The organism is Streptomyces sp. P9-A4 (genome assembly GCF_036634195.1).
Taxonomy (GTDB): Bacteria; Actinomycetota; Actinomycetes; order Streptomycetales; family Streptomycetaceae; genus Streptomyces.
Window position 1 is genome coordinate 1002501 of the sequence record NZ_JAZIFY010000001.1, and the last position, 22169, is coordinate 1024669.

Sequence of the window (22169 nt, forward strand, 5' to 3'; positions counted from 1 at the left end):
GCGGAACCGGATCGTCGCGCGCCTCCTCGGTGTACCGATGCCCGGCGTGCCGGACAGCGACGAGCCGTACGTCCTGATCGCGCGGGACCTGGCGCCCGCCGACACGGCGCTGCTCGACCCGACGCTGGTCCTCGGGTTCGTGACGGAGGAGGGCGGGCCGACCAGCCACAGCGCGATCCTGGCGCGGGCGCTGGGTGTGCCGGCCATCGTGGCGCTGCCGGGCGCGGGTGAGATCGCCGAGGGCACGCTCATCGCCGTCGACGGTTCCACCGGTGAGCTCTTCGTGGACCCGAGCGAGGAGAAGAAGGCGGAGCTGACCGAGGCCGCCGCCGCGCGCAGGGCCGCGCTGGCCACGTCCAGCGGTCCCGGCGCCACCTCTGACGGGCACAAGGTGCCGCTGCTCGCCAACGTCGGTGGTCCTTCGGACGTGCCGGCGGCGGTCGAGGCGGGTGCGGAGGGCGTCGGTCTCTTCCGTACGGAGTTCCTCTTCCTGGACGACAGCAAGAAGGCTCCGTCCGAGGAGAAGCAGGTCGAGGCGTATCGCAAGGTGCTGGAGGCCTTCCCCGAGGGCCGTGTGGTCGTGCGGGTGCTGGACGCGGGTGCCGACAAGCCGCTGGACTTCCTGACGCCGACGGACGAGCCGAACCCGGCGCTCGGTGTGCGTGGCCTGCGGTCGCTGCTCGACCACCCGGAGGTACTGCGGACGCAGCTCACCGCGCTGGCGAAGGCGGTCGAGGGTCTGCCCGTGTACCTGGAGGTCATGGCGCCGATGGTGGCCGACCGTACGGACGCGAAGGCCTTCGCCGACGCGTGCCGTGAGGCCGGGCTGCGGGCGAAGTTCGGTGCGATGGTCGAGATCCCCTCGGCCGCGCTGCGGGCGCGCTCGATCCTCCAGGAGGTCGAGTTCCTGTCGCTGGGCACCAACGACCTGGCGCAGTACACCTTCGCCGCCGACCGTCAGGTCGGTGCGGTATCCCGGCTCCAGGACCCGTGGCAGCCGGCGCTGCTCGACCTGGTGGCGATGTCCGCCGACGCGGCCAAGGCCGAGGGCAAGAGCTGTGGTGTCTGTGGCGAGGCCGCTTCGGATCCGCTGCTCGCGTGTGTGCTGACGGGTCTGGGTGTCACCTCCCTCTCCATGGGTGCCGCGTCGATCCCGTACGTGCGGGCGACGCTGGCCAAGTACACGCTGGCGCAGTGCGAGCGTGCCGCGGCCGCGGCGCGGGCCGCGGACACGGCGCACGAGGCGCGGCTGGCCGCGCAGGCGGTGCTGTCCGGGGAGTGATCCCCGGCGTTGTCCGCCGAAGGGGCTCCCCGTCACCGAGGTGACGGGGAGCCCCTTCGGCGTGGGTGGGGTCAGTGGTGGGTGGCCCAGTCGTCGTCGGGGTCGGGGACGAGGGGGAAGCCCGCGCGGTGTTCGACGCCCGGTTCCGGTGGGAGAGGTTCGCCGGTGCGGGCGTCGGTGCAGTAGGCGGAGAAGACCTCGGCCTCCGTGAGGGGCGTGAGGGTGCCGCCGGTGAGGCGCCAGCCGTGGAGCCGGTCGGGGGCGTCGGGGGTGGTGGTGCGCAGGACGAGTCCCCCGGGGGCTCCGAGGGCGATGCCGGCGGCGAGGACGGCGGTGAACTCGGCGGCGGGCTCCTCGGCCACGACCGCCGGTAGTGCGGTGCCGTCGACGTGGAGGACGGCGAGGAGTTGGTCGTCGGCCGCCGGGACGCTGCAGACCAGGTGGTGGGTGCCGGGTCCGGCGGTGTCGAGCAGCCGGGCGAGGAGCCGGGCGGCCCGCTCGAAGGCGGCCCTGCCGATGTCCTTGCCACAGGTGGCGCAGTCGCCGGTGGTCGCGAGGACCGTGGTGGCGTACTCCCAGGTGGCCTGGCGGACGGCGGTGTCGACGAGCTCGGGCAGGAGGGTCGCGAGGGGCTGTCCGGTATAGGTGACGCGGGCGCCCGTGGTGGCGAGATGGGCGGTGAAGCGGCTGCGGCTGTCCGGGTGGTCGGGGTCGATGGCGGTCTCGGCGCAGTAGGCCGCGAACTCCTCGGGGTCGAAGAGGGTGACGGTGGTGTGGCCGCCCTGGGTGGCGAGGGTCCTGAGGAGGGCTTCGACCTGCCGGAGGTAGGTGGTGTGGTCGTCGAAGACGAAGGTGCGGTAGCGGCGCATCGCGCTGAAGTCGTGCTCGTCGGCGAGGAGGCCGACGGTGCTGGGGACCTCGCGGCGCAATGCGCGTCGGAGGTGTGCCGAGGTGGTGCCGGTCCGTGTCATGTCTCCCCCTGGTTACGGTCCGATCAGTGCTCACTCACCGTAACCTTCGCCACTGACAGTGACGTTCGGGGGAGGCGTCGGCGGACCAGACGGTCCTGTGCGGCGCTGGTCGCGACGAGGGCGGCGCCGAGGGCCGGCCAGGCGAAGGGGCCCGCGGCGACGAGGCCGGTCATGAGGAGCGGGCCGGCGAAGCGCTGGGTGGACTGGGCGAGGCCGTGCACTCCGAGGTAGGCGCCCTGGGCGTCGTCGGGGGCGAGGGCGACGGAGATCTCCCAGGAGGCGATGGTGTGGATCATCTCGGCGAAGGTGAGGACGACGGCCGCGGTGATCAGGGCGGTGACGGCGAGGGTGCGTCCGCCGAGGGCGGAGACGGCGAGGGCCAGCGTCCCGACGGCGAAGAGGCCCGCGAGGGGGCGGAGCAGGCGGCGGGCGGCTTCGGTGGTGGCGCCGAAGCGGGAGAGCGGGACCTGGAAGATCACGACGAGGGCGCTGTTGACGACCATCAGGAGCGGTGCGAGGCCGACGGGGGCGTCGGTGGCGTGGACGATCCAGAGGGGCAGGGCCACTTGGAGGATCGAGTCGTGGAGGAAGAAGACCGACTCTCCGGCGGTGAAGGCGAGGAACCCCCGGTCGCGCCACGGGTTGGAGGGCTTGGCCGTGGGGGCGGTGTCGGTGGAGGCGGCGGCGATCCGGGAGGCGGCGGGGGCCGGGGGTTCGGCGCAGCGGAGGGTGAGGGCCGCCATCACGAGGTAGGAGAGGGCGTCTCCGATCAACAGGAGGTGGAAGGCGGTGGAGGTGCCGACGGCGAGGGCCGCCGCGGCGCCGAGGCCGCCGAAGGTCCAGCCGATGTTGGAGGTGGTGCGGTTGATGGCCTGGTAGCGGACGCGGTCGGGGCCGGCGACCCGGGCGGCGTAGAGCTTGGTGAGGACGTTGGTGGCGCGGTCGGGGAGGGCGCCGGCGGCGGAGAAGAGGACGAGGAGCAGGTAGTCGTCGGTGGTGAGGAGGGCGAGGAGGGCCGCGGACCGGAACAGTTGGGTGCAGATGAGGACGCGGACGAGGGGGAAGCGGTCGGCGAGGCGGCCTCCGAGGGGCGCTCCGGCGATGCCCGCGGCGCCGGAGACGGCGATGAGGAGGCCCACCTGGCCGAGTCCGAGTCCGGTGACGTAGGTGAAGTAGAGGGCCATGGCCGTGGACCAGAGTCCGGTGCCGCACTTGTCGATGAAGCCGATGACGAGCATGCGGCGGCCGTCGGGGCCTCCGGGGATGCGGTCCTTCAGGGCTGTTCGGGCGGAGCGGGTGGAGCGGCTCATGGGTCCCCCTTGCCAACTGCTTTGTATCGATACATAATTGATTACGTGGCAGCACAATATGCGATCGAAGGTACGACAGCCAAGGGGATCGCCGCGTCCGTCGAGCGGGGCGTGAGCGACGGCGGGCTCTCCCCCGGCGACGCCCTGCCCCCCGTGCGGCGGCTCGCCGACACACTGGGGGTGAGTCCAGGGACTGTCGCGACGGCCTACAAGGAGCTGCGCCAGCGGGGGCTGATCGTCACGCGGGGGCGGGGCGGAACTGTCGTCGCCGAGGTGCCCTCCGTGGCGTCCAGGCGCCCGCCGCGCGTGCCGCAGGGCCTGGTGGACCTGGCCGGCGGCCATCCGGACCCGGCCTTCCTCCCCGTACTGCGACCGCCCTCGACGGTCACCCCCGTGTACGGCTCCCACCGCGCCTCGCCCCGTCTCGCGGCTCTTGAGGAGATGACCCGGCAGTGGTTCGGGCGGGACGGGGTGCCCGCGCGGCACGTGACGTTCGCGCACGGGGCGCTCGACTGCATCGCGCGGCTCCTCTCGACGGAGCTGCGGCCCGGTGACGCGGTGGCCGTGGAGGATCCCGGGTTCCACCACCTGCTCGACCTGGTCCCCGCGCTGGGGCTGCGGATGGTCCCGGTGGCGGTGGACGGCGAGGGGCTCGTACCGGACGCACTGCGGACGGCCCTCCGGGGCGGGGTCCGCGCGGTGGTGTGCAGCCCTCGGGGGCAGTGTCCGACCGGCGCGTTCTTCACCCGGTCGCGAAGGGACGAACTGGTCGCGGTACTAAGGGACTTCCCCGAGGTGCTCGTCATCGAGGACGACCACAACGCCGAGGTCGGCGGGACGGCCGCCCATACGCTGGCGGCGGCCGGGCTCGACCGGTGGGCGCAGGTGCGGACCGTGTCCAAGCACCTCGGGATCGACCTGCGCTGGGCCGGGGTCGCGTGCGACGCGGTGACGCTCGCGCGGCACGACGGGCGGATGCTGATGACTTCGGGCTGGGTGAGTCACGTACTCCAGGACACCGTGGCAGGCCTGTTCGGTGACGGGGCGGTACGCGCGCTCGTGGCGGCGGGCGAGGAGGCGTACGCGGAACGGCGTGCGGCGCTGATCGGCGCGCTCCGGGCGCACGGGATCCGGGCCGTCGGGGCCAGCGGTCTGAACGTGTGGGTCCCGGTGCGCGACGAGTCGGCGGTGGTCAACGGGCTGCGTACGCAAGGCTGGTGGGTCGCGGCGGGGGCGCGGTTCCGCATCGCGGCGCCGCCCGCGGTACGGATCACGACGGCGACGCTCGACGTGGACCGGGCGCCGCGCCTCGCGGCGGACTTCGCCGAGGTGCTCGGGGACGCCCAGGCCACGTACGGCGGGTGAGGGCCGGGCCGTGCGCGCCCGGCGCGGAGCGGGTACGGGAACGCTCCGGGAAGGGCGGTGGCCCTTCCCGGAGCGTTTCGCCGCGGGGTGCGCGGTCGGGTGGTTCAGCGGGTCCGGTAGGCGTCGGTCAGGGTCTGGGTGAGGGTGTTGCCCTGGGCGTCGGTCAGTTCGGCGCGGAGCGAGACGGACCGGCCGGGGGCCGGGGTGCGGAAGACCGCCTGGCCGTCGAGGACGGGGACGCGGGCCCAGGTGGAGCCGTCGTCCGTGGACAGGGACACGGTGAGGGACCGAACGCCGTTCTCCGCGGCGGCTCCCTCGACGGTGACGGGCACACGGACCGGGACTCCCGCCGGAGCGGTGCCGTCGAGGGCGAGCGCCGGGGCGAAGCGGACGGCGCTGAGGGGCAGCGTCGCCGGGCGGGCGGCGGCGGCCGAGGTGAAGGTCCAGGCCGCCGTGACGCGACCGCGCGAGGAGGTGCCGTCGCCGCGCGTGGCGGAGGCCGTCAGCCGGTACGAAGCGGATCCGGGGGTGGTGGTGAACGAGGCGCGGCCCGGGTCGCCCTGCCGGGTGCCGACCAGCACGCCGTCGCGGTGGAGTGTGGTGGTGGCGCCGTGGAAGCGGGGCGCGGTCGGCACGTGGCCGTCGCCGTCGGCGAGCAGCGGGATCTCGAGGGCGAGGGTGTCGCCTTCGCGGACCCCGGCCGGCCGGGCGCCGGGCGAGCGGTCGATGGCCGGGCCGAAGACGGCGTTGTCGAAGGTGTGGGTGGTGGTGGCGCCCGCGCGCACCGGGACGCCGTCGGCGGCGTACCGGTTGGGCGGGGTCTCCGGGGCGGCGGGACCCGAGAAGCCGATGTCCCACAGGCCTCGCTCGGGCGTCACGAGGACGGTGGCGGTGCCGGGCAGTTGGAGGGGCTGGACGAGTCCGACGGTGGGGCCGGCGCTGGGCTGGATGGAGACGAAACCGGTTGCGGCGGCGCCCTGGGGGGCGGCTCCCCGGATCTTGACGGTGGCCAGCGAGGCGGCCGAGGGGTGCCGGACGAGGCCGGTCAGGGCGCGCCCGGAGGTGAAGGTGTAGCCGAGTGCGTAGTCGTTCTTCGCGCCCGACCAGTAGGTGTCGAACCACTCCTTGACGGAGCCGGACTCGGCGGCGGGGCCGAGGTGGGCCACGCGCAGGCCGGGGCTGGCCACCAGGATGTTGGCGGAGCGGGTCGTTCCCTCGTGGGTGACCTCGACGAACCCGAGGCTGTTCAGGTAGCGGGCACCCGACTCGGGCGGGCGGACGTCCACCGGGGCGGTGGTGCGGGCGTCGACGGTGACCGTGGTGTCGCCGTTCAGGTCCAGTCGGGGCTGGACGATCCAGTCGGTCCCGGCTCCCGCGTCGGCGCCCGTCAGGGTGGAGTCCAGCAGGTAACGGCCCTTGGGCAGGCGGACGGTGACCGTCCCGGACGCGTCGTACGGCGTCGCCTCCTCGGACGCGCCCGCGCCCGAGATGCCGGTGACGTGGGTCTGGTAGCCGCCGGTGGCGGATCCGGCGCGGTCGAGGTGACGGATGGTCAGGGTGTACGTCTCGGCCCCGTCGGCGGCGACGGCGGGCGGGAGTGAGGTCGAGAGGGAGGTACCGGCCAGGACCGTCGCCAGGGCGAGGGCGCGGAGGGCGGTCCGGCGGGTGGTTCCGCGTCCCGTCGCGTAGGGAGGGGTGCCGGCCGTGGTGCTGTGTGTCGAGGAATCGTTCATGCCCAGCACTGCGCATCGCGGGCCGGGCGTTCCAGTGACCTGGGACACATCCCGCGGGGGTGTGGTCCAGGTCACTGGAACCCGGGCGAACCACCGCCCAGTGCCAGATGTGGAATCACCTATGAGAGATCGTTTCCGCGCCGGAGACCCCTCGGCGCTCGGGGAGGCGTACGACGAGCACGCACGCGTGCTGTACCACTACGCCTACCGGGTGTGCGGGGACCGCGCGGCGGCGGAGGACGTCGTGTCCTCCGCGTTCCTGGAGGCCTGGCGCTGTCGCGGGAAGGTGCACGCCGACGGCGGGAGCCTCCGTCCGTGGCTGCTCGGCATCGCGACCAACATCATGCGCGGCGCCGCGCGGGAGGCGCGACGGCGCGACGCGGCGCTCGCCCGTATCCCCGAGCGGGGTGTGCTGCCGGACTTCGCCGACGAGGTCCTCGCCCGGATGACGGACGGGGAGCAGGTACGGGCCGCCCGGGCCGCCCTGGGGAAGCTCCGGCGGCGTGAGAGTGAGGTCTTCACCTTGGTGGTGTGGGCCGGGCTCGACTACGCCGCCGCCGGGGAGGCGTTGGGGATCCCGGTCGGCACGGTCCGGTCCCGGCTGTCCCGGGCCCGTGAGCGGCTCAGGAAGCTCGCCGAGGCAGAGCTTCGGGCGCTGCGGCGGAAGGACCGCGCCGCTGCCGCCGCCGCGCGGGCGGCCGGTGGGCCGGTCGCCGCGCGTGCCCATGCCCGTACGGCCTCCGAAGGAAGTCCCGGGGGCGACACCGTCGGGACCACCTCAGGCCCGGCCGGGGGCACCCCCGTGGCCCCCGCCGGAGGCTCCGTCGAAGTCGTGGGCGCCAGGCCCGCCGCCCACTCCCCCGTCCGTACCGCCCTCGTGCCCCGATCGATCCCGGAGAACCAGGCATGAACGCCTCCGCCCCCCGCCCTCCCCACGCCCAGGGCCACCCGCACACCGACGCGGACGACCGCCTGCGCGCCGACCTCACCGAGTTGCTGCCCCCGGCCCCGGTGCCCGACCTGACGCCCGAGCGGAACGTCGCCCTGCGGCACGCCGTGCTGCGGACCGCCCTCGCCTCCGACGGCGCCGCCGCCCGCCCGGCCCGTACCGCCCGCTCGCGTCCGGGGTTCCGGATCGGCTGGATCGCCGCGCCGGTGACGGCCTGCGCGATCGTCGCCGGTGTCGCCGTACTCGCGCCCCAGGACGTGCCGGCCGGGTCGCCGGACCGGATCTCGGCCGGGCGGACCGCGTCGCCCGAGGCCGTACGGATCCTGTCCCACGCGGCGCTGGCGGCGGCCTCCGCTCCGGCTCCGGACGCGCGGCCCGAGGAGTACGTCTACGTCAGGAGCCTGGTCGCCCATGCGGGGCGGGGCGCGGACGGCGGCCAGGCCGTGCTGCCGGCCGCCCACCGGCGCGAGGTGTGGCTCTCCGCCGACGGCAGCCGTCCCGGTCTGCTGCGCGAGCCCGGTGCCGCCGATACGGAGCTCGGCGCCCGCCTTCCCGTGTACGAGCTGGACCACCGCGGCGCCACGCCCCGGAAGACCACCACCGGGGCGGCGCCCGCCTCCGTCACCAACCCGAACCACGCGTACGTGGCGACGCTTCCGACCGACCCGGACGCGCTGCTGCGTCTCGTCCGGGAGCAGACCCGGGGTACGGAGGGCGACGCCGATCAGCGGGCGTTCACCGCGATCGGGACACTGCTCGCCGAGACCTGGGCGCCGCCGAAGGTCACCGCCGCGCTGTACGAGGCCGCCGGGCGGATTCCCGGTGTGACCGTCCTGCCGGCCGCGACCGACGCGGCAGGTCGTGAGGGGGTCGCGGTGGCCCGTACCTCCCATGGCGAGCAGACCCAGTGGATCTTCGACCGGACGACGTCGGCGTTCCTCGGGGAGCGCACCGTGCTCACCGAGACGACGGCGGCCGGGCGGAAGGGCACTGTGCTCGGTGTGTCGGCGGTGCTCGCCAAGGCCGTGGCGGCGGCGCCCGGGGAGCTGCCGAAGGGGTGACCGAGGGCGCCTTGTCGGCCCGCCGGGAGTACGGCGGGCCGACAGCCCCCTAGGGGCGGAGGAAGGTGCGGACTCCCAGGGAGACCGCGTCGTCGCCCAGGAGTTCGTTGTGGTCGAGGCAGCCGGCGGCGTTGTTGGTCGCGCCGGTCAGGGGGACGCTGTTGTCGGGGTTGATGACCTCGTCGCAGTTCGACCACCAGGTCGCGTAGCGCACGGCCCCGGGTGTCTCGTCGCCCGCCGCCAGGTTCTTCTGGACGTAGGAGCCGGGACTCATGTCGCGGCACGCCTGGTCCCACAGGGCGCAGGCCCAGGCGATGCTGGTCCCGTGGTTGGGGCCGGCGAGGGAGACCCAGTGGGCGACCGATGCCTGTCCGGCGGGGTCGAACTTGACGTACCAGCGAGTGACGAGGCTGCCGAAGGAGTGGGCGACGAGGTCGACGCGGCTCGCGCCGGTCTGCCGCTTCACTCCCTCGACGTACGCGGCGAGTTCGCCGGACAGGGCCTCGTTCACGGACCGGTGCGTGTCGTAGCCGAAGGAGAACAGCTCGGCGTCCGTGTATCCGTCGGCCTTGAAGTCCGCGCGCAGGCCGCCCCATACGCCGGGGTCGGCGTTGTAGCCGTGGACGAAGACGACCGGGATGCGGGCGGCGGCGCCGCGTGCGGGTGCCTGGGCACTGACCGTCGCGGTCGGCAGGAGCAGGGCCGCGACGGCGGCGAGCAGCGGTACGGCGATCCTGGCGCCGAGCCTGGAACCGGGCTTCAACACACATCCCCCTACGACGTGTTACGCGCGAGTAGTCAGGAGCATGGTGGGGCCTGGGGGTGCGGATGAACAGTCCCGTGCACGGGGATGCCGTATGGCCGTGCACGGGACTGTGTCATACGGACACGGCCTGGGGCCTAGGGCCTGCCGTCACACTCCCGTCGTCGCCCGAAGGGCGGCCCCGCGGCGTCTGGTGCGTGCTCTCGGCGTGCCGGGCGGAAGCCCTCGTACTGGACGTACTCGGGCTTTCGCCCGGTGCGGCGAGAGCGCGTGCCAGGCGTCGTGGGGCAGGCGGGAGTGTGACGACAGGCCCTAGCCGCGGCGGCTGGCGGCCAGCGTCTCGTAGAAGTGCAGGAGGCCGAGGTCGTCGACCGAGCCCGCGTTGACCGCCTTGGCCAGGGGGGTGCCCTGGAGCAGGCGCTTGACCGGGACCTCGATGCGCTTGCCGGTGAGGGTGTGCGGGACGCCCGGGACCTCGATGATCTCGTCGGGGACGTGACGCGGGGACAGTTCCGCGCGAATCGTGCGCTTGATGCGGGCGATCAGCTCGTCGTCGAGGGTGGCGCCCTCCACGAGGTGGACGAAGAGCGGCATCCAGTAGCCGCCGTCCGGCTCCTCCAGGCCGATCACGAGGGACTCGCGGATCTCCGGGAGACGCTCGACCGCCTCATAGATATCGGCGCTACCCATCCGCACGCCCTGTCGGTTCAGGGTGGAGTCGGAGCGGCCGTGGATGACGACCGAGCCGTGGTCGGTGATCGTGATCCAGTCGCCGTGGCGCCAGACGCCCGGGAACATCTCGAAGTAGCTGTCGCGGTAGCGGCTGCCGTCGGGGTCGTTCCAGAAGTGGATCGGCATGGACGGCATGGGGTTGGTGACGACGAGTTCGCCGACCTCGCCGATGACGGGCTTGCCGGAGGGGTCCCAGGACTGGAGGTCGGTGCCGAGGCCCGCGGCCTGGAGCTCGCCGATGTGGACCGGGAGGGTGGGGACGGCCCCGGCGAAGCAGGAGCAGACGTCGGTGCCGCCGCTGACCGACGCGATCCAGAGGTTCTCGCGGACCTCGTCGTGCAGCCAGCGGAAACCGTCGGGGGGCAGCGGGGAGCCGGTGGTGGCCACGCACTTCACGGAGGACAGGTCGAAGTCCCGGCCCGGGTGCACATCCGCCTTGGCGCAGGCCATGACGTACGCGGCGGAGGTGCCGTACAGGGTGGCGCGGGTGCGCTCGGCGACGCGCCACTGGGCGGCGGTGTCCGGATAGCCGGGGCTCCCGTCGTACAGGACGACGGTCGTACCGGTGAGGAGACCGGAGACGAGGAAGTTCCACATCATCCAGCCGGTGGAGGTGTACCAGAAGAACACGTCCTCGGGGCCGAGGTCGCAGTGCAGCCCCAGCTGCTTGACGTGCTCGACGAGGATGCCGCCCTGGGACTGGACGATCGCCTTCGGCAGCCCGGTCGTGCCGGAGGAGTACAGCACCCACAGCGGGTGCGAGAACGGGACCTGCTCGTAGACCGGCTCGACGTCGGCGGCGACGAGGTCGGCCCAGGCGAGGGTTCCCTCCGGGGCCGGGGTGCCGAGCAGCGGGATGTGGACGACGGCGCGCAGGGTGGGCAGCTCGGCGCGGAGTTCGGCGACGGTGTCGCGGCGGTCGTGCTCCTTGCCGCCGTAGCGGTAGCCGTCGACGGTGAAGAGGACGACCGGCTCGACCTGCTGGAAGCGGTCGAGGACGCTGCGGGCGCCGAAGTCGGGGGCGCAGGAGGTCCACACCCCGCCGACGGCCGCGGTGGCGAGGAGGGCCACGACGGACTGCGGGACGTTGGGCAGGTAGCCGCTGACGCGGTCGCCCGGCCGTACGCCGAGGGCGCGGAGCTCCGCGGCGAGGGAGCCGACCTGGCGGCGCAGCTCCGACCAGGTGGTCGGCATCGGCTCATGTGTCTCGTCCACATGAAGCAGTGCCGTGTCATGGGGGCGCTCGTCGGCGGCGCGCAGGGCGTGCTCGGCGTAGTTGAGGGTGGCGCCGGGGAACCACTCGGCACCGGGCATGGAACGGTCGCCGAGCACCCGCTCGTACGGGGTGGAGAAGCGGACGTCGAACCACTCGACGACCGCCTTCCAGAAGGCTTCGAGCTCGTCGACCGACCAGCGGTGGAGCGCCGGGTACCCGCCCTCGGCGGGGGCGCCGTGGTGTTCGGCGGCCCAGGCCTGGAAGCGGGTGACGGCGGCCGAGGCGATGCGTTCCTCGTCCGGCTGCCAGAGCGGCTCGGTCTGCGCGGATGTCATTGGGGCGGCTCCCTGGCTGTACACGGGGTCGGCGTGTGTCCCGCGCACGTGCTGGGGTGTGCGCGCGACGCGGCTGACAGGACGATGCCATGTGATCGTCTTTCGCACCAGGGCTGCCCGCCCATGGTCAGACAGTTGAATATGTGCTCCCACCACGGGTGAACGGCAGTTGAACGGAGCCTGTTCCGCCCCGGACGGGTGGCAGGCTGAGCTGCATGGACGGTCGTGGACTGGTGCGTTCGATCAAGGTGTTCGGTTCGGTGCGGGGGTTGCGCACGGTGCGGGTGGCGTGGCGGCAGCGCCGTACGGATGCGCGGGGCCTGCCGGCGAGGGGTCCGGAGCGGGCCAGGGTTCCCGGGCTCGCGGCAGGGGCGGAGGCCGCGCCGGGCGGGGGGACCGTCAGGTTCGCGCGCTCCTCTCTGCGGGTCTCCGTGTCGGCGGGCGGGACCGTCTTCTGGGGGTGGGACGGGGCCGAGCCGCTTCCCTCGTACGCCCTGGCCGGCGAGGCGCCCGATCCGGACCCCCGGGCCTCCCTGGAGCCGGACACGGACGGCGGCTGGCGGATCGTGTCGGAGCGGGTGACGGTGGCGGTCTCCCGTCATGGCGCGGTGGAGATCCGGACGCCGGGCGGGGTGATGCTGCGCAGGGACCTGCCGCCGCGGTGGTGGGAGCCGGTGGCCGAGGACGGCGCGGGCGGGGCGCGCTGGGTGCAGCGCAGCGAGGTGCCCGCGGACGCGCGGTTCTTCGGGCTGGGCGGGCGGTCCGCGGGGCCGCGGCTGCGGGACGGCACGTACCGGCTGTGGAACACCGACCCGAAGGGGAGTTTCGGCCCCGGGGACGACCCGCTCCACATCACGATGCCGGTGCAGTTCGTCGTCTCGGACGCCGGTACGCACCTGGCCTTCCACGACAACTCCTGGGACGGCCGGGTGACCCTGGCCGAGGGCGAGGAGGGAGCGGGTTCCGGGCACGACCGGCCGGGGACCAGCGAGGTGCGGACGGACGGCGGGCCGCTGCGCTGCTGGGTGGTGGTCGGCACCCCCGCGCGCGTGCTCCACGGTTGGGCGGCGCTGACCGGCGCGCCCGCACTGCCGCCGGACTGGGCGCTCGGGCCGCAGCACGCGCGCTGGGGCTTCGGCAGCGCCCGGGAGGTACGGCGGATCGTGGCCGGGTACCGGGAGCGGGGCCTCGCGCTGTCCGCCGTGCACCTGGACATCGACCACTACGACGGGCACCGGGTGTTCACGGTCGACCGGGAGCGGTTCCCCGACCTGCCGGGGCTCGCGGCGGAACTGCGGGAGCAGGGCGTGCGGCTGGTCTCGATCGTGGACCCGGCGGTGAAGGCCGAACCCGGGGACGCGGTGTACGACAGCGGGCGTGCGGCGGACGCGTTCGTGCGGGACGCCCGGGGCCGGGAGGTCCACGGGGTGGTGTGGCCGGGCGAGTGCGCCTACCCGGACTTCACCGATCCGGCGGTACGGGAGTGGTGGGGCGGCCTCTACGAGGAGCGGCTGCGGCAGGGCTTCTCCGGGGTGTGGCACGACATGAACGAGCCGGTGTCCTTCGCGCCCTTCGGCGACTCGACCCTGCCGCGCTCGGCGCGGCACGCGCTGGACGGGCGCGGCGGCGACCACCGCGAGGCGCACAACGTGTACGGCCTCACGATGGCTCGCGCCGGATACGAGGGGCTGCGCCGGCTGCGGCCCGACGAGCGGCCGTTCCTCTTCTCGCGGTCCGGCTGGGCCGGTATGCAGCGGTACGGCGGCACCTGGTCGGGTGACGTGTCCACGGGGTGGCCGGGGCTGCGGGCCTCGCTCGCCCTGGTGCTGGGGCTCGGGCTCTGCGGGGTGCCGTACTCGGGTCCCGACGTGGGCGGTTTCGACGGCAGCCCGACGCCGGAGCTGTTCCTGCGCTGGTATCAGCTGGGGGCGTGGCTGCCGCTGTTCCGTACCCACGCGGCTATCGACGCGGGGCGGCGCGAACCCTGGGAGTTCGGGCCGGAGGTCCTGGAGCACGCGCGCGTGGCGCTGGCCGAGCGGGAGCGGTTGCGGCCGTACTTCACCACGCTCGCCCGGCTCGCCCGGATGACCGGCGCGCCGTACGTCCGGCCGGTCTGGTGGGGGACGCCCGAGGACCGGGCGCTGCGGGACTGCGAGGACGCGTTCCTGCTGGGTGACGCGCTGCTGGTGGCGCCGGTCCTGACCGGGGGCGCGGACCGGCGGGCGGTACGGCTGCCGCGCGGGCGCTGGTACGACACGGCGACGGGGCAGGCGTACGAGGGGCCCGGGCAGGTGCTGCTCGACGCGCCGCTCTCCCGGGTGCCGGTGCTGGCGCGGGCCGGGGCGGTGCTCCCTGTGCTGGGTGAGGGGGGCGGGCCGGCCCTGGAGGTGTGGGCGCCCGCCGCCGGGCGGACGGGCGGCGGACTCGTCGTACGGGACACGGGGGACGGCTGGGAGCCGGCCGAGATCGAGCGGTACCAGTCACGGCTGGTGGACGGCCGGGTGTTCGTGGAGCGGGTGACGGACGACGGGGTGGCGGAGGTGGAGCTGCCGGTGCGGGTGCGGGGGCTCTGAGGGCCCACGCGCGTGCGTGGCCCGCACGCGCGGGTGGCCCGCGTTCGCGGGCGCACCCCGCCCACGCCCGCGACTCAGCCGTACTCCCCCGCGAACCACTTCCGTACCGCCTCCGTGTGGAGCGGGAAGGCCAGTTCCTCCGGTGCGTGGAGCACGTGGTGGCCGCTCGTCTCGTCCGTCGGCGTCGACGGCGGGAGTTCGGCCGCCCGGCGGGACGGGAGGAGGCCGAAGAGGAGGAGGTGGCCGGCCGGGGAGCTCAGCGCGTCGGCGAGGCGGACCTCTTCGGCGGAGGTCCGGATGCCGGTCTCCTCGCGCAGTTCGCGGGCGACGGCGGTGCGCCAGTCCTCGCCGTGGTCGATGAAGCCGCCCGGCAGGGCCACTCCGCCCCGCGCGGGTTCGATGGTGCGGGTGATGACGACGAGGCCCGTGCCCGTTCCGTCCGTGACGGGGAGCAGGGCGACGGCGACGGGCAGCGGGTTGCGGTAGGCGGTCGCGCCGCAGGCCCGGCAGGTGCGGGGCCAGCCCGCGTCGGCCGGGTACGCGGCGCCGCAGGAGGAGCAGTGGGAATCGCGGGTGTCCTTCACGGGCCGACCGTATGCGATCACCCTTTCCCGGCGCTGCCGGAACTGATAGACGGTGCGCATGACAGGACTCGCTTCCGCTCTCCGTACCCTCGCCGTCACTGCCGCGGCCGGACTGCTCGCCGCCACGGGCACCCTCGCCGCCCCCGCTCCCCCGGCGTCGGCCGCGCCGGAGCCGAAGGCGCCGAGGGAGTTCGTGGCCCTGAGCGCGGTCGACCGGACGATCGTCCAGGAGATGCGCTACACGACGGCGCACAACTTCGTGGGCGAACCGGTGGACGGCTACCGGCAGCCGCTGTGCATCCTGACCCGCCCCGCCGCCGAGGCTCTGCACCGCGCGCAGGTCCGGCTGCTCGCCCGGGGGTACACGCTCAAGGTGTACGACTGCTACCGCCCGCAGCGGGCCGTGGACCACTTCGTGCGCTGGGCCGAGGACCTGGCGGACGAGCGGATGCGGGAGGAGTTCTATCCGCTCGTCGACAAGTCGAGGCTGTTCGCGGACGGATACATCGCGGAGAAGTCCGGGCACAGCCGGGGCTCGACGGTGGACCTGACCGTCGTACGGCTGCCGGCCGCGCCCACGCGCGCGTACGTACCCGGTGAGCGGCTGGTGGAGTGCTACGCCCCGCAGGCGGAGCGGTTCCCGGACAACTCCGTGGACATGGGGACCGGGTACGACTGCTTCGACACGCGCTCGCACACCGACGACCCGCGCATCCAGGGCGTGCAGCGGGCCAACCGGCAGCTCCTGAAGGGGGCGCTCGGTGAGCAGGGGTTCGTGAACCTGCCGGAGGAGTGGTGGCACTTCACGTTCAAGCCGGAGCCGTTCCCGGGCACGTTCTTCGACTTCCCGGTGGCCCGGCGGTCGGTGGCCGGTCACTGAGCCTTCCGCGTCCGGGGGCTCCCGTGGCACACTCCTGACGGTTCGTCAGTTATTTGTGAGCGGTGGCACGGGAGGCCTCGATGGCACGGACGCGCAGACCGGTGGTGGCCGGCTGGTTCACCGACGACACCGTGCCGGAGGGGGAGTTCCGGCTGCTCGGCACCCGGTGCACGGCCTGCACGTCGGTGTTCTTCCCGCGCGAGGACGACGCCTGCCGCAATCCGGTCTGCGCGGGCGGCGGCGAACTCGCCGAGGTCCCGCTCTCACCGCGCGGCCGGGTCTGGTCGTACACCGACGGGCGCTACCGGCCGCCCGCCCCCTACGTGTCCGACCCCGACGCGCCCTGGGAGCCGTACACCCTTGTCGCCGTCGAGCTGGCGGCGGAGGAGATGGTGGTGCTCGGGCAGGCCGCTCCGGGCGTCACGACGGCCGACCTCGCGGTCGGGGCGGAGGTCGAGGTGGTGCCCGGGGTCCTGAACGAGGACGACCGGCACATCTGGACCACCTGGAACTGGCGGCCGGTCACGCGGCCGGAGCGGACCGTCGCGGCGGAGCGGGAGGAGCGGTCGTGAACGACATCGCCGTGCTCGGTGCGGGCATGCACCCCTGGGGCAAGTGGGGCCGCGGCTTCGTCACCTACGGGACGGCCGCCGCCCGGGCCGCGCTGGCCGACGCGGGGCTCGACTGGACCGATGTCGGGTCGGTCGTCGGCGCCGACACCATGCGGTGCGGCTACCCGGGATACGTCGCCGGGGCGACCTTCGCCCAGGCCCTCGGGTGGCAGGGGGCGCGGGTCACCAGCGTGTACGCGGCCTGCGCGTCGGGCGCCCAGGCGATCGGGACCGCGCGGGCGCAGATCCTGGCCGGGCTCGCGGACGTGGTCCTGGTGGTCGGTGCGGACTCGACGCCCAAGGGCTTCTTCGCGCCGGCCGGCGGCGAACGCCCCGACGACCCCGACTGGCTGCGGTTCCGGGTGCTCGGGGCCACCAACCCCGCCTACTTCGCCATGTACGCGCGCCGCAGGATGGCCCTCTACGGGGACACCCCCGAGGACTTCGCCCAGGTGAAGGTGAAGAACGCGGCGGCCGGAGCGCTCAATCCCAGGGCCCGCTACCGGGCCCGGGTGACCGCCGAGGAGGTCGCGGCCTCCGCCGTCGTCGCCGATCCGCTGCGGCTCCTCGACATCTGCGCCACCTCGGACGGGGGCGCCGCGCTCGTCCTGTCCAGCATGGACTTCGCACGCCGCCACGGGCACCCCGACCCCGTCAGGGTCAGGGCCGTGTCGACGGTCTCCCCCACGTACCCCAAGGCCGTGCTCGACCTCCCCGACATCGCGACGGACTCGGCGGTGGCCGTCTCCCCCGCCGCGCACGGCTTCCGCGCCTCCATCGCGCGCGCCGCGTACGAGGAGGCGGGGATCGGGCCCGAGGACCTGTCCCTCGCGGAGGTGTACGACCTGTCCACGGCCCTGGAGCTGGAGTGGTACGAGGACATCGGCCTCTGCGCGGCGGGCGAGGGCGCCAAGCTGCTCAGGGACGGGGCCACGGCCCTCGGCGGGCGGCTGCCCGTCAACACCAGCGGTGGGCTGGCCTCGTTCGGGGAGGCGGTGCCCGCGCAGGCCATCGCGCAGGTCTGCGAGCTGACCTGGCAGCTGCGGGGCACGGCGGGCGACCGGCAGGTGCCGGGGGCCAGGGTCGGCATCACGGCGAACCAGGGCCTGTTCGGGCACGGGTCCGCGGTGGTGGCCGTCCGGTGAGGCCCTTACGGGCCGGGGGCCTCGCCACCCGGCCCGTAAGGGCTGAGGCCCCGGCCGTCACGTCCCTCGGGTCGCCGCCTTCGCGTGGCTCCTGTCCGCGAGGACGAGGGCGTGCTCGACGACCGCCACCAGGATGTTCTTCACGGACTCGCGGTCGCGCGCGTCGCACATCAGCAGCTCGACCTCCGGGTCGAGGTCGAGCGCCCCGCGCACGCTCTCGGCGGGGAACCGCCGCGAGCCCTCGAAGCAGTTGACGGCCACCGTGAACGGGATGCCGCGCCGCTCGAAGTAGTCGATCGCCGCGAAGCTGTCCTCCAGGCGGCGGGTGTCCGCGAGGACGACCGCGCCGAGCGCGCCCTGCGCCAGCTCGTCCCACAGGAACCAGAAACGGTCCTGGCCGGGGGTGCCGAACAGATACAGGACGAGGTCCTCGCGGAGGGTGATCCGGCCGAAGTCCATGGCGACCGTGGTGGTCTTCTTGGCCTCGACCCCGTGCAGGTCGTCGACGGGCCGCCCCGCCTCGCTGAGGATCTCCTCGGTCCGCAGGGGACGGATCTCGCTGACCGCGCCGACCAGTGTCGTCTTGCCGACCCCGAACCCGCCCGCGACGAGGATCTTCAGGGTTGTCGGCTCGACGTACGACTGCTTGCGGCTAGAGCGCCCGAAGGCCATTGATCACCTCGCGGAGAATGCTCACGTCCGGCAGCTCGGCCGGCGGAACGGGGCGGGTCACATGGACGAGTTCGTCCTCGACGAGATCACCGACGAGAACCCGGACCACCCCTACGGGGAGGTCGAGTCCGGCGGCGAGCTCGGCGATCGACTGGGGCTGCTCGAAGCAGCGTTCGACGATCTCCACGTGTTCCGGGGAGAGCGACTGGTCCCGGCCGGGGTCGTCCGCGGCGGGTTCGGGAACGACCACCGCGATCAGGTCGAGTCGGTGACGGGTGGCGGCGCTCGTCCGTCCGCGGGTCATCGCGTACGGACGGACCACCGGCCCGGCTTCGTCGTCGAACCAGTGGTGGTGGCCGGGGGTGTGGCCCTGGTTCAGCTGGTTCCGCTCGGCTGCGTCAGTCATACCGTCCGGCTCACCCTCCCGAGGGCAGACCGGACCGGGGGGCCGTCGTGAGGTGGGCCCCGACCCGCTTCACCATCAGCGTCATCTCGTAGGCGACCTGGCCGACGTCGGAGTCCGCGTCGGCGAGCACGGCCAGGCAGCTGCCGTCACCGGCGGCCGTCACGAACAGGAAGGCGTCCTCCAGCTCGACGACCGTCTGCCGTACCTTTCCCGCCTCGAAGTGGCGGCCGACGCCCTTGGCGAGGCTGTGGAAGCCGGAGGCCACGGCGGCCAGGTGCTCGCCGTCCTCGCGGGTCAGATCCTGGGAGGCGCCGGTGGGGAGGCCGTCGCTGGAGAGCACCAGGGCCTTCCGGATGGAGCCGACGCGCTGGACGAGCTCGTCCAGGAGCCAGTTCAGCTCGCCGTTTCCGTGAGCGTGGCCGGACGTGGTGCTGGGTGCTGCGGCGTTCGGTGCGGTCATCGACCGTCCCCCTCGGGTGTCGTTCCTGGTGCTGTCGGTTCGTCCGGAGCGGCGTTGTGCCGCCGGCCGCGCTGCCAGCCGCGCTGCATGGCGGCCATGCGCGCGCGTACCTCCTCGGCGTCGCGTTCGAAGGAGTCGGGGTCCGCAGCGCCGCTCGTACGGGCGTCGGCGCGGGCTCCCGTACCACCGCCGGCCGGGCCTTCGGAGGCGCGCAGCTGCGGCGCGAGGCTGGCCTGCCGGACGCGGCGGGGCAGCCCGCCGAACGCCTCGGGGCTCCCCGGCGGTCCGGAACCCTCCGGCGCCGGCCGGGATTCCCGTGGCAGCCCGGCCTCCGGCGGAAGCGGGATCTCCGGCGGGAGCGAGGCTTCCGGCGGTACGGGTACGAGGGTGGGGCCGGTGCTCCTGGAGGTCATGGGCCCGTCGGTGAGCCGGCCCGGGGCGGGATGCGCCCGGCCGGTGAGGGGCTGGTCGCGGTCCTGGAGGTGGTGGTCGCGGTCCCGGTCCTGGACGTGGTGGTCACGGTCGGGCAGGTGGTGCTCGCGTTCCGGCTCGTCGACGCGACGGCCGTGGTCCACCACGAGCGTCGGCGTGCGGCGGCGCGGCAGCGGCACCGGACCGAGGACCCCGCCGTCCGCGGATTCCTCCTCGCCCGTGCCGTCCGTCCGGTCCCGGGCCTGGCCCCGCTGCTCCTCGGCGGGCGCGAGCCCGGCACGGCGCCGGCTGCGGGGCCGGAAGAGGCCGCCGCGCTCGCTGTCGCTGTCGAGGAGGTCCGCGGAGCGGTCGAGGAGCACGTCGAAGTCCTCGGTGCCGATCGGCCCCTCGAGTTCGACGGGACCGTCCAGCGGGCCGGGCGCCCGGGTGACGTCGGGGACCCTGGCGAGCGCGGGGCGCCGGCTGGGCAGTACGCCGGTGTCGGCCGCGTCGTCGTCGGCCGGGCCGGTGCGCTCCAGGGTCTTGCGGTCGAGGCGGAATCCGGCGCCCTGGGTCTCGGGTGCGTCGGTGAGCAGCGCGGCCGGGATGAAGACGACCGCGGTGGTCCCTCCGTACGGCGAGGTCTGGAGCGAGACCCGGACGTTCTGGCGCTGGGCGAGCCGGCTGACCACGAAGAGGCCGAGGCGGTCGGTGTCCGAGAGCTCGAACTCGGGGGTTTCGGCGAGCCGGAGGTTGGCGTCCAGCAGGGCGTCGGGGTTCATGCCGAGGCCGCGGTCGTGGATCTCCAGGGTGAAGCCGTTGGCGACGCGCTCGCCGAGGACCTGGACGGCGGTGTGCGGGGGCGAGAACACCGTGGCGTTCTCGAGGAGTTCCGCGATGAGGTGGGTGAGGTCCGCGACGGCGGGGCCGCCGACGCCCAGGCGCGGGAGCCTGCGCACCTCGATCCGCTCGTAGTCCTCGACCTCGGCGACGGCGGCCCGGACCACGTCCATGAGCTGGACCGGCTTGCGCCACTGGCGGGACGGGGCCGCGCCGGAGAGGATGACGAGCCCCTCGGCGTGGCGGCGCATACGGGTGGTGAGGTGGTCGAGCCGGAACAGGTCGGCCAGCTCGTCGGTGTCCTCGGTGCGCCGTTCCATGGTGTCGAGCAGGGTGAGCTGGCGGTGCAGCAGGACCTGGTTGCGGCGGGCGAGGTTGACGAACACCTCGGAGACGCCGCGGCGCAGCTCGGACTGCTTGACCGCCGCCTCGACGGCGGCGCGCTGGAGGGTGTTGAGAGCCTGGCCGACCCGGCCGACCTCGTCCTCCCCGTACGCCAGGTGGGGAACCTCGGTGCCGACGTCGACCTGCTCGCCGGCGGCGAGCCTCCGCATCACGCTGGGCAGGCGGACGCCGGAGACCTCCTGGGCCTCCTTCTGGAGGCGGCGCAGGTCGCGGACGAGTACGCGGCCGATGCGGACGGAGATGACGATCGAGGCGAGCAGGGCGAGGAAGCCGAGGACGCCGGCGACGCCGACCTTGAGGAGGACGCTGTACGCGGCGGGCTGGACCCGGTCCTGGTAGCGGTCGCCCGCCGCGGTGTTCTCACGGGCGAGGTCGTCGAGGACGGGTCCCGCCTGGTCCTGCCAGTAGGCGGCGGTGACGGCGTTCGGGCTGTCGGTGGGGCCCTCTTCGATGATCGCGTTCTCGGCGGTGCGCAGCGGCCGGGTGTCGGGGCTGCGCCAGTACTTCTCGAAGTGGTCGCGTTCGGCGGAGGGCAGGAGTTCGAGGTTGACCTCGTAGAACTGGGTGCGGTTGGCGACCAGGTCGGAGATCGCGCGGATCTCCTCGGTGGTGACGCGGCCCGCGACGAGCGCGGAGAGGACGAGGGCGTCCTCCCGGGAAAGCAGCTCACGCGCGCGCGTGACGCCGACGAGCGCGCGGCCCTGCTTGTCCAACTCCACGTTCTCGAGGGCGTCGAGGGTGAGGAGGAAGCTGTAGCAGGGGTCGACGAGCCGGTTGTAGAAGTCGAGGGCCTGCATCCGGCCGATGTCCCGTTTCTCCACGGAGCGGCGCAGCGAGCCGAGGCCGTCGAGCGCTTCGAGGAGGGAGGCCAGCCGTTGGGCGGTGACGGGCCGCATCTCCTCGCGTACGCCGGGGTCGGCGGCGTTGGCGCGGAGGCGGGCGATCTGGCGGTCGGTGGCCTCGCGGGTCCGGTGCAGGGAGTCCAGGGCCTCGGAGCCCCGCGGGTCGGCGAGGTAGATGAGGGACTGCCGGCGTTCGAGCTGGATGACCCTGGCGGTGTCCTCCAGGGGGTAGCCGATCTTCTCGACGACGTAGCGGACGTCGAGGAGTTGGTTGGCCTCGCGGCCGGTCAGGACCGTGGCGAACCCCCACAGGCCGGTGAGGGAGACGAGCGGCACGAGCAGCAACGCCACGATCTTCCGGCGGATGGACTTCCCGCGAAAGCGCATGGCCTCCCCCAGCTCGGCCCCCGTGCGCCACGGAGGTCCTTCACGTTCGTGACGTCCGGCGTCAACACGCGGCGTCAACCTTGAGTTTCAACAAACGGCGGCGTGAGCCTACTACTGCATCGAGGCCATCTCGAAGGCGTGTCCGGGCTATTTTCAGCCTGTCGAGTGAGCCTTGATCATGAGATGTCCTGGTATTCAGGGAGTTGGGATCGGCCACTGTGGCGCAGGACACCTGG

The 22169-nt window shown here is 73.7% G+C and carries 18 protein-coding genes (1 of these 18 only partly in view); 8 read left to right on the plus strand and 10 right to left on the minus strand.

Translation table 11 applies throughout. The features are described from left to right. Positions 1–1282 carry the 3' portion of a phosphoenolpyruvate--protein phosphotransferase gene (gene ptsP / locus V4Y03_RS04445; protein ID WP_317875879.1) on the plus strand. Its footprint begins 389 nt before the window's first position, so only the last 1282 of its 1671 coding nucleotides appear in the window; the start codon falls outside the window, past its left edge; the stop codon is at positions 1280–1282. A gap of 71 nt (positions 1283–1353) precedes the next feature. Here the strand turns inward: ptsP and V4Y03_RS04450 are convergent, their stop codons facing one another. Further along, positions 1354–2253: a hypothetical protein gene (locus V4Y03_RS04450; protein ID WP_332434069.1), complete on the minus strand. Its 900-nt coding sequence runs from the start codon at positions 2251–2253 to the stop codon at positions 1354–1356. 23 nt (positions 2254–2276) lie between these two features. Further along, a complete protein-coding gene (locus V4Y03_RS04455; RefSeq protein ID WP_332434070.1) occupies positions 2277–3563 on the minus strand; it encodes an MFS transporter in 1287 nt (428 codons plus the stop codon). 45 nt (positions 3564–3608) lie between these two features. Here V4Y03_RS04455 and V4Y03_RS04460 point away from each other — a divergent pair, with 45 nt between their 5' ends. Continuing rightward, entirely contained in the window at positions 3609–4928 is a 1320-nt protein-coding gene (locus V4Y03_RS04460; RefSeq protein ID WP_332434071.1) for an aminotransferase class I/II-fold pyridoxal phosphate-dependent enzyme, read from the plus strand. A 104-nt stretch (positions 4929–5032) separates the two neighbouring features. Here V4Y03_RS04460 and V4Y03_RS04465 read toward each other — a convergent pair whose 3' ends face one another. Beyond that, complete coding sequence (locus V4Y03_RS04465) at positions 5033–6661, minus strand: serine protease (RefSeq protein WP_332434072.1); 1629 nt, start codon at positions 6659–6661, stop codon at positions 5033–5035. Between the two features lie 121 nt (positions 6662–6782). Here V4Y03_RS04465 and V4Y03_RS04470 point away from each other — a divergent pair, with 121 nt between their 5' ends. Together V4Y03_RS04470 and V4Y03_RS04475 are read left to right on the plus strand one after the other, a co-directional pair. Then, positions 6783–7571, plus strand: a complete 789-nt coding sequence (locus V4Y03_RS04470; protein WP_332434073.1) for an RNA polymerase sigma factor — start codon at positions 6783–6785, stop codon at positions 7569–7571. Then, positions 7568–8671 (plus strand): CU044_5270 family protein, encoded by a 1104-nt coding sequence (locus V4Y03_RS04475; RefSeq protein WP_332434074.1) that lies wholly within the window; start codon positions 7568–7570, stop codon positions 8669–8671. Before V4Y03_RS04470 ends, V4Y03_RS04475 begins: the two co-directional genes overlap by 4 nt. A gap of 49 nt (positions 8672–8720) precedes the next feature. On the opposite strand, the gene V4Y03_RS04480 is transcribed toward V4Y03_RS04475, so the two are convergent. Together V4Y03_RS04480 and V4Y03_RS04485 are read right to left on the minus strand one after the other, a co-directional pair. Further along, positions 8721–9437, minus strand: a complete 717-nt coding sequence (locus tag V4Y03_RS04480; RefSeq protein WP_332434075.1) for an esterase/lipase family protein — start codon at positions 9435–9437, stop codon at positions 8721–8723. Between the two features lie 309 nt (positions 9438–9746). Next, a complete protein-coding gene (locus tag V4Y03_RS04485) occupies positions 9747–11717 on the minus strand; it encodes an acetoacetate--CoA ligase (protein WP_332434076.1) in 1971 nt (656 codons plus the stop codon). A gap of 215 nt (positions 11718–11932) precedes the next feature. Between V4Y03_RS04485 and V4Y03_RS04490 the strand changes: the two genes are divergently transcribed. Further along, positions 11933–14290 (plus strand): glycoside hydrolase family 31 protein, encoded by a 2358-nt coding sequence (locus tag V4Y03_RS04490; protein WP_332434077.1) that lies wholly within the window; start codon positions 11933–11935, stop codon positions 14288–14290. Between the two features lie 74 nt (positions 14291–14364). Here the strand turns inward: V4Y03_RS04490 and V4Y03_RS04495 are convergent, their stop codons facing one another. Next, entirely contained in the window at positions 14365–14934 is a 570-nt protein-coding gene (locus V4Y03_RS04495; protein ID WP_332434078.1) for an NUDIX domain-containing protein, read from the minus strand. Here V4Y03_RS04495 and V4Y03_RS04500 point away from each other — a divergent pair. The 3 genes from V4Y03_RS04500 (at position 14933) to V4Y03_RS04510 (ending at position 17510) form a co-directional block, all read left to right on the plus strand. Then, positions 14933–15754, plus strand: coding sequence for a M15 family metallopeptidase (locus V4Y03_RS04500; RefSeq protein ID WP_317877833.1), 822 nt, complete (start codon positions 14933–14935; stop codon positions 15752–15754). The two genes, V4Y03_RS04495 and V4Y03_RS04500, sit on opposite strands and share 2 nt — an antisense overlap. 80 nt (positions 15755–15834) lie before the next feature. Then, positions 15835–16326: a Zn-ribbon domain-containing OB-fold protein gene (locus V4Y03_RS04505; RefSeq protein WP_317877832.1), complete on the plus strand. Its 492-nt coding sequence runs from the start codon at positions 15835–15837 to the stop codon at positions 16324–16326. A gap of 26 nt (positions 16327–16352) precedes the next feature. Beyond that, the gene (locus V4Y03_RS04510) at positions 16353–17510 is read left to right on the plus strand and encodes a lipid-transfer protein (RefSeq protein WP_317877835.1); all 1158 of its coding nucleotides are present in this window, start codon (positions 16353–16355) and stop codon (positions 17508–17510) included. Positions 17511–17567: 57 nt separating this feature from the next. Here the strand turns inward: V4Y03_RS04510 and V4Y03_RS04515 are convergent, their stop codons facing one another. Genes V4Y03_RS04515 through V4Y03_RS04530 form a run of 4 tightly spaced genes read right to left on the minus strand, consistent with a single transcriptional unit; the run spans position 17568 to position 21933 of the window. Next, positions 17568–18182: a GTP-binding protein gene (locus tag V4Y03_RS04515; protein WP_317877831.1), complete on the minus strand. Its 615-nt coding sequence runs from the start codon at positions 18180–18182 to the stop codon at positions 17568–17570. Continuing rightward, positions 18163–18588: a DUF742 domain-containing protein gene (locus tag V4Y03_RS04520; protein WP_317877830.1), complete on the minus strand. Its 426-nt coding sequence runs from the start codon at positions 18586–18588 to the stop codon at positions 18163–18165. Before V4Y03_RS04520 ends, V4Y03_RS04515 begins: the two co-directional genes overlap by 20 nt. Before the next feature lie 10 nt (positions 18589–18598). Beyond that, the gene (locus tag V4Y03_RS04525; RefSeq protein WP_317877829.1) at positions 18599–19048 is read right to left on the minus strand and encodes a roadblock/LC7 domain-containing protein; all 450 of its coding nucleotides are present in this window, start codon (positions 19046–19048) and stop codon (positions 18599–18601) included. Continuing rightward, on the minus strand, positions 19045–21933 hold the full coding sequence (locus V4Y03_RS04530) for a sensor histidine kinase (protein ID WP_332434079.1): 2889 nt from the start codon (positions 21931–21933) through the stop codon (positions 19045–19047). Before V4Y03_RS04530 ends, V4Y03_RS04525 begins: the two co-directional genes overlap by 4 nt. Between the last annotated feature and the right edge of the window lie 236 nt (positions 21934–22169).